Annotated in this window: 6 protein-coding genes and 1 pseudogene; 2 read left to right on the top strand and 5 right to left on the bottom strand. The window is 68.8% G+C overall.

The window, feature by feature from the left end; all coding sequences use genetic code 11:
• The first annotated feature begins 221 nt into the window (after positions 1-221).
• A complete protein-coding gene (locus tag ACI2LP_RS05020) occupies positions 222-1,058 on the top strand; it encodes a DUF1206 domain-containing protein (protein ID WP_404723166.1) in 837 nt (278 codons plus the stop codon).
• 42 nt (positions 1,059-1,100) lie between these two features.
• On the opposite strand, the gene ACI2LP_RS05015 is transcribed toward ACI2LP_RS05020, so the two are convergent.
• The 5 genes from ACI2LP_RS05015 to ACI2LP_RS04995 all read right to left on the bottom strand — a co-directional run bounded on the left by ACI2LP_RS05015 (position 1,101) and on the right by ACI2LP_RS04995 (position 5,369).
• The gene (locus ACI2LP_RS05015; protein ID WP_404723165.1) at positions 1,101-1,817 is read right to left on the bottom strand and encodes a GAF and ANTAR domain-containing protein; all 717 of its coding nucleotides are present in this window, start codon (positions 1,815-1,817) and stop codon (positions 1,101-1,103) included.
• A gap of 26 nt (positions 1,818-1,843) precedes the next feature.
• Positions 1,844-2,575 carry an ANTAR domain-containing protein gene (locus tag ACI2LP_RS05010; RefSeq protein WP_404723164.1) on the bottom strand — a complete coding sequence of 244 codons (732 nt, stop codon included), beginning with the start codon at positions 2,573-2,575 and terminating at the stop codon, positions 1,844-1,846.
• A gap of 106 nt (positions 2,576-2,681) precedes the next feature.
• Complete coding sequence (locus ACI2LP_RS05005) at positions 2,682-3,062, bottom strand: STAS domain-containing protein (protein WP_404723163.1); 381 nt, start codon at positions 3,060-3,062, stop codon at positions 2,682-2,684.
• 228 nt (positions 3,063-3,290) lie between these two features.
• Entirely contained in the window at positions 3,291-3,893 is a 603-nt protein-coding gene (locus tag ACI2LP_RS05000; protein ID WP_404723162.1) for a DUF5994 family protein, read from the bottom strand.
• Positions 3,894-4,106: 213 nt separating this feature from the next.
• Positions 4,107-5,369, bottom strand: a complete 1,263-nt coding sequence (locus tag ACI2LP_RS04995; protein ID WP_404723161.1) for a S8 family peptidase — start codon at positions 5,367-5,369, stop codon at positions 4,107-4,109.
• A gap of 239 nt (positions 5,370-5,608) precedes the next feature.
• Between ACI2LP_RS04995 and ACI2LP_RS04990 the strand changes: the two are divergent.
• Positions 5,609-5,920 (top strand): annotated as a pseudogene (locus ACI2LP_RS04990) (hypothetical protein); the annotation flags it as partial.
• Positions 5,921-6,182 lie beyond the last annotated feature (262 nt).

Here is a 6,182-nt window from a genome sequence, read left to right as displayed (position 1 = left end):
AAAAAACCCCCCCCCGGGGGGGGGCCCCAACACCCCCCCCCCGGGGTGGCCCACCCCGGGGGTTTTTAACGGGGGGGGGGGCGGCCGCCCGGCCCCCCCCGGGCCCCCCCGCCACGGTTGAGTTGGTCGCGAATGCCGTCCACCAGCGTGCATCAGACCCTCGGCCGGGGGCACCCGGAGGCTCAGGACGCGCACCGCGCGCCCACACTGAGGGAGGGATCGTGACGTCGTCTCACGCACACGGTCGGGGCTGGTCCTCGAGATTCACGCCCCGTCGCTCCGCGGAGAAGCAGACGTTGACCGCCGCAGGGCGGGCGGGCTTCGTCGCCCGGGGCGTCGTGTATGTCCTCATCGGCGCGCTGGCCGTAAAGATCGCGCTGGGGAGTGGTGGCGAGGAGGCCGATCGCCAGGGCGCGCTGCGCCAGGTCGCGGAGCAGCCCTTCGGGAGGGTGATGCTGTGGGCGCTTGTCGTCGGCTTCGGCGGCATGGCGCTCTGGCGGGGCGCCCGCGCGGTGCTGGCCAGGGGGCGGCGGCGGAAGACCGCCTCCCGGTTGTTGGACGGTGGCCGGGCGCTCTTCTACGCCGCGGTCTGCTGGGCGACTGCCGCGTTTGCCGCCGGGAGCGGCCAGGGCTCCAGCGGCGATGCGAAGTCGCAGGACTGGACGGCATCGGCGCTTGAACTGCCCTACGGACGTGTGCTGGTGGGTGCCGCGGGCTGTGTCGTGATCGGCGTCGGCGCGGTACTCGCCGTACGGGCGGCGCTGCGGCGCTTCCTGCGGCAGCTGGACACCGGGGCCATGAGCCGCCGCACACGGCAGGTCGTGACCGGGCTGGGTGTGGGCGGCGGCGTGGCGCGCGGCGCCGTGTTCGCCGCGGCCGGGATCTTCATCGTGGTGGCGGCCGTCCGCTTCGACCCGCACGAGGCCAAGGGCGTGGACGCGACGCTCCGCAGTTTCTCGCACACCCCGATGGGGCCGTGGCTCCTGGTCGCCGTCGCGGTCGGACTGATTCTCTTCGGCGTCTTCTCCTTCGCCTCGGCGCGCTGGCGCCGTCTGTGACCGTTCACCGGCGGCGGTCGAAGTGGGACCGGGCGACCGTGGTCAGGCGCTCAGGCCGGCGAGGGGTTCGGTGCCGTCGATGAAAGCGCGGGCGAGGTCGGAAAGGCGGCGGTTGTGTGCGCGGGCGTAACTCCGCAGTGCGGTGAAGGCCTGTTCCATGTCGATGCCCTGACGTTCGGCGAGTTTGCCTTTGGCCTGTTCGATCAGTACGCGGCTGTTCAGCGCGGTCTGCAGCTGTTCGTTGAGAACCGTGCTGCGGTGGGTGGAACGTTGTTGCAGCAGGCTGATGGTGGCGACGTCGGCCAGGGCCTGGGCGATGGGTGTGCCGACCGGGTCGAAGGGGCCGGGATGGGCGCGGAAGAGGTTGAGGGCGCCGACGACCTCGTCCCGCAGGCGCATCGGCAGGGCTTGGACTGCGGCGAACCCGCTGTGCTGGGCCTGCGCGACGAAGCGCGGCCAGCGGTCGGCCTGCGTGCGCAGGTCGGGGACTGTTACGGGTGCGCCGGTGTGGAAGCATTCCAGGCAGGGGCCTTCGTCGTTCTGGAGCTGAAAGAGCTCGAGCAGGCGCACCTGTTCGTCGGAGGCGGCCATCACCCGCAGTTCGCCGTCCCGGTCTGCGAGCAGAACGCCGGCCGCGCTGGCGCCGAGCATGCCGACGCACCGGTCGGTCAGCAGGCGCAGGAAGTCGATCAGGTCGAAGTCGGCGACCAGGTTGTCGGCGAGTTCGACGAAGGTTTTGGCGAGGAGCTGCTGATTCATTGTGGACACCCTCTGTTGAGACTGGTCTAGGCATCGTCGTCAGCTGGATCTGCATCTGGATCTGGATCCGTGTTCGGGGAGAAGCGGATGCGGCGGGCGACCACGTCGGCGGACACCTCGGCGAGTCGGCGCCCTTGGGCATAGGCGTAGGCGCGGAGCCGGACGAAGGCTTCTTCGATCCCGACGCCGAGTTGGACCGTGAGCATGCCGGCGGCCTGGTCGATCTCGGCCCGGTACGCGCTCAGGTCCTCCAGGCGCATGTCCAGCATTGCGCCGGTCGGCGCGCCCGTCACGTCGATCTGCGCATCGAGCAGGATCAGAGTCGCGATATCCGCGAATGCCAACGCATCGGCCAGCTCTTCCGCATTCAACCGGACCGGAACTCGGGAGTACAGGTCCAGAACTCCGGGACTGATCGCCCCCATGTGCAGGGGGAGCGCGAAGACGGCGAGCGCTCCTGCTTGCAAGGCCGCATCGGCGAACACGGGCCAGCGGCCCTGAAGTTCACCGGTCCGCAGGTCCGGCGTCAAGACGGCCGAGCCCTGCGTGAATGCATCCACGCAGGGCCCCACGCCCAGTGTGAGCTGCAGTTCTTCCAGTTGCTCGCTGATGTCGTCGGTGCTGCACAACGGATGGCTGGCTGCGGTCCGGGACATGGCGGACACCCCGGCCCCGCTGACCGGCAGCGCGGCCACCGCCGCCGTACACACATCCACCACGCCGACCCCGGCGCCGCGCAGGGCCGCCTGCTCGGCCACCAGCACCCGGATCCGGGCCGACCGGCTTCGAGGTATCACCCCGGCCACTGAGCCCGGGCATGACCATCGCGGTTCCGCGGCCGCCTCTGCCGGGACCATGCGGCCATCACAGCACACCGCCCGAGAGGGCAGGCGTGACCGGAGCCGGCTGACGCGGCAGGGCCGGAGCGGCCGGGGCGAGGAACAGGAAACCGGTGCCGGTGAGATCGACGAGCCGAGCCACCAGCGGCGGCGGGTAGTGCAGTTGGAGGGCCCCACCGGCTTCCATGGTCTGTTGTGACGCGTAGAGGAAGGCATTGAGGCCGCTGCAGTCGCAGAAGGTGACAGCGGTGAGGTCGATGTCGATGGTGCGGATGCCGTCGCGCAGGCACTTGTCCAGCGATTCGCGCACCAAAGGCGCTGTATCCAGGTCGATTTCACCGGCCAGGGTGATCAGCGCCCGTTTCCTTCTGTCGTGCCGGTAGACGTTCAGTTGCGGAAGGGGCATGACGCCTCGGTTCGGAAGACCATCCGGGCAGCGGGTGCGGTGGTGACCCACCCAGCTCTCTCCAGGGGATGCGGCGGGTGACCGGACTGAGGATCCGCTCGCCGCAGCCATCTGTGTTGAGCAACCACAGGCCGCCGGGGTCCGGGACGTCCACACGTCAGCATAGTCCTCGGCCCGGTCCGACAGGTCGGCCGGAAGCCGCCCGTTCTCAGGGCTCGACGGCGCCGATCAGTCGTCGAGGGGCGGTATCTCAAGCAAGGGGTCCAACTTTCGGGCGCGAAGGCGCGATGGCGCGGCCGCAGACGGCCCATGGCCGCCTTCGGAATCCCAGACCGTCTCCCGGGTCGAGTCCCAGTCGGCCTCGGCCGCGATCCGGAAGAACTCCGCCTCCTGGATCAAGGCGCTCGCTGTGAGGCTGTGCAACGGATCAGTGGCTGTGGTCATCAACCGGGCAGCTGTGGCGGGGCTGGTCTCGGGTGGGATGACCAGCAGGTCCCAGCGGCCGGCGGTGTAGGAGAGCAGCAGCAGTTTGTGCGGGTCCTGCTCGGCCCTGAACCAGCCCACATGGACGAGATGCCCGTGGACGGGCACCTTGCGGGGGATGACCGGCCAGAACGTGGGGTTCACCGTGACACGGGTGATCCGCCCCCACAGCGGGTCCAGTACGGCTGTCAGCGCGGGAAGTTCCACCGTCAGGTCGCGGGAGCGCGGCCACCACGCACCGTCGAGCAGAGTCGGCGAGGTGCCGGCCGGCGCCAGCGTGAGTCGCAGCGGCAACGAAGAAGAGGTCCGGTCTTCGACCGCGGGCGTATACAAAATGGTCGCGGTCATGGCGCGGACCCTGCTCCGGGCCGGTCATGGGCCGGCCCGGTGTCGTGATTCGCCGGGAACGACACGAGCTTGGTGGCTGGTGTACGAAGTGTTCCCGGTAACTCAAGGATACTCCCGGACGGGGCCCACCGGGTCCGCCGTCGGGCATGGGTTGGGCGTCGATGCGAATGGGCGCGCCCCCAACGGGGCGCGCCCACGATCGTGTCCGGCGAATCAGAAGGAGGAGACCTTGAGGAGGCGCTCCTGGGTGGCGTCGCCGTCCTGGGAGGGCCAGGTCCAGTCGAGGCTGCCGGCAGCCTGCAGCGCCGCCTTGACTTCCTGGGGTGACGCGTTCGGGTGGGTGGCTCGGTACAGTGCCGCGCCGCCCGCGACGTGAGGTGCTGCCATCGAGGTGCCGGACAGCGTGGCGTAGCCGCCGTTTTTGGAGGTGGAGAGGATGCACACGCCCGGGGCGATCAGGTCGACGTCGGCGCCGTAGTTCGAGAAGTCGGCGAAGGTGTCGTCCTGGTCGCTGCGACATGTGGGCCGGCCGAGGCCCCCGGGCTTGCCGTCGAAGTCGGCCAGGGCGCTGACGGTGATCACTTCGTCGTACGCGGCGGGGGTGATGTTCTTCGCGTCGGCGTGGTCGTTGGCGGCCGCAACGGTGTAGGTGACGCCCTTGGCGACCGAATCGCAGATCGCCCGGTGCTCGGCATCACCGTTGGTCTTGCCGCAGTTGCCGTCGTCGGTGCCCTCGCCGCCCAGACTCATGTTGGCGACTTCGATCTGGTCGGCGTGCTGGGTGACGTAGTCGATGCCGCAGATGACGTCCGACGTGCTGCCGATGCCGAGGGCATTGAGCACCTGCACCGGCCAGATCCGGACGCCCGGTGCCACCCCGACCACTCCGGTGCCGTTGTCCAGGGCGCCAATGGTTCCGGCGACATGGCTGCCATGGCCGTGGTAGTCCTCGGGGGGCAGCAAGGGGATCGGCATCGTGCAGTTCTTGCCGCCGGCCTTGTACACGTTCAGGTCCGGGTGGTTCAGATTGACTCCGGTGTCGATGACCGCGACGTCGGCATTGACCCGGGTGTCATTGCCGTCGATGGCGGCGGTGTGGCTCTTTTCCGCCTCCGCCCGGTCCACACCGGTCGGGACCGTCTGGGCGGTGGCGTGTACCCACCGGTCGGGCTGCACGGAATACTGCGGGTCGGCGGCGAGCGCGGCAGCGGCGTTCGGGGTCATGGATGCCGCATAGCCGTGGAGGGCGTAGCGGTAGACGTGGTGCACCACCGCACCCATGGTGGAGGCCTGCTCGACAGCCTCGTCCACAGCCGCATCCATATCGACGTCCCCGCGGGTGGCTGTGTCCGAGAGGGTCACGATGTACCGGCCCGGGATCTGGCCGGACTGGGCAGACTCCTTGGCCGCTGTAGAGGTCGGTGAAGCGGTCAACAGGGCAAGAGCGAGGAGGGCGGCGCCGAAAAATTTGGGCATCCCGGACCTTTCGTTAGGGCATTGGGGGCGATCCAACCCGGCACTTCCGGGGTATTTGCCCCGGAATGTTCGGTTCGCTATCGCGCCCACAGCTAGCAGGTTTGCGGCGGCGCGACAGCCCGACATACGGTGACCAGGGGATTCTCTGACCCTCTGTCAACCATGTAGCCGTGTTCGGCCCTCGCCTCCGCGCGTCGCCTCTCGCACCTGAGCAGCTGACACGCACCTACGTTCGACGACCCCTTGCCGTGCTCGACCAGACCACCCGCGCCCCCGTGCGCCACACCCTGCGCAGCATCTCGGCAGCTTCGGCGGCGTCTGTCCGATCTCACCCACGACCCGCTGGAAGCCGTCTCGCTCGCCGACCGGGTACTCGTACTGGACGAGAGCAGGCGACCGGCAGCCGGCTGCGCACCCTGGTCGCCTCGAGCCGGGCGCCGGATCTCGTGGCCGAGATCACTCCGCAGGCGGTCGTCGAACCGGGCCTTGCCGACGGGACTTCCGTATGGGCCAGTGTCAAGGTGACGGAAACGGTCATTGTGACGCTCTGAACCGACAGCGCCGGGCCGTTCCAAAGAAAACTCACCAGTAACTGACTCGACGTCAAATTACCTACGGGTCCGTAATGTTCGGCATTCCGGTACGGCCGAGGCGCGCGGTCCTGTGCCGATGGTCGACATGAGGACACAGCGACGTGAGCTGCACACTCCCGCCCCACCGAGCAAACCGGCCAACTCCGAACAAGAGTCGAGCTGCTTTTTCCTTTTTCTTGCAAGGCCCTGAATGGTCGCCGTTCCGGAACTCTTGTTCCAC

The organism is Streptomyces sp. NPDC019890 (assembly GCF_044903445.1).
Taxonomy (GTDB): domain Bacteria; phylum Actinomycetota; class Actinomycetes; order Streptomycetales; family Streptomycetaceae; genus Streptomyces.
This window is presented reverse-complemented; position numbering and strand designations above follow the sequence as displayed.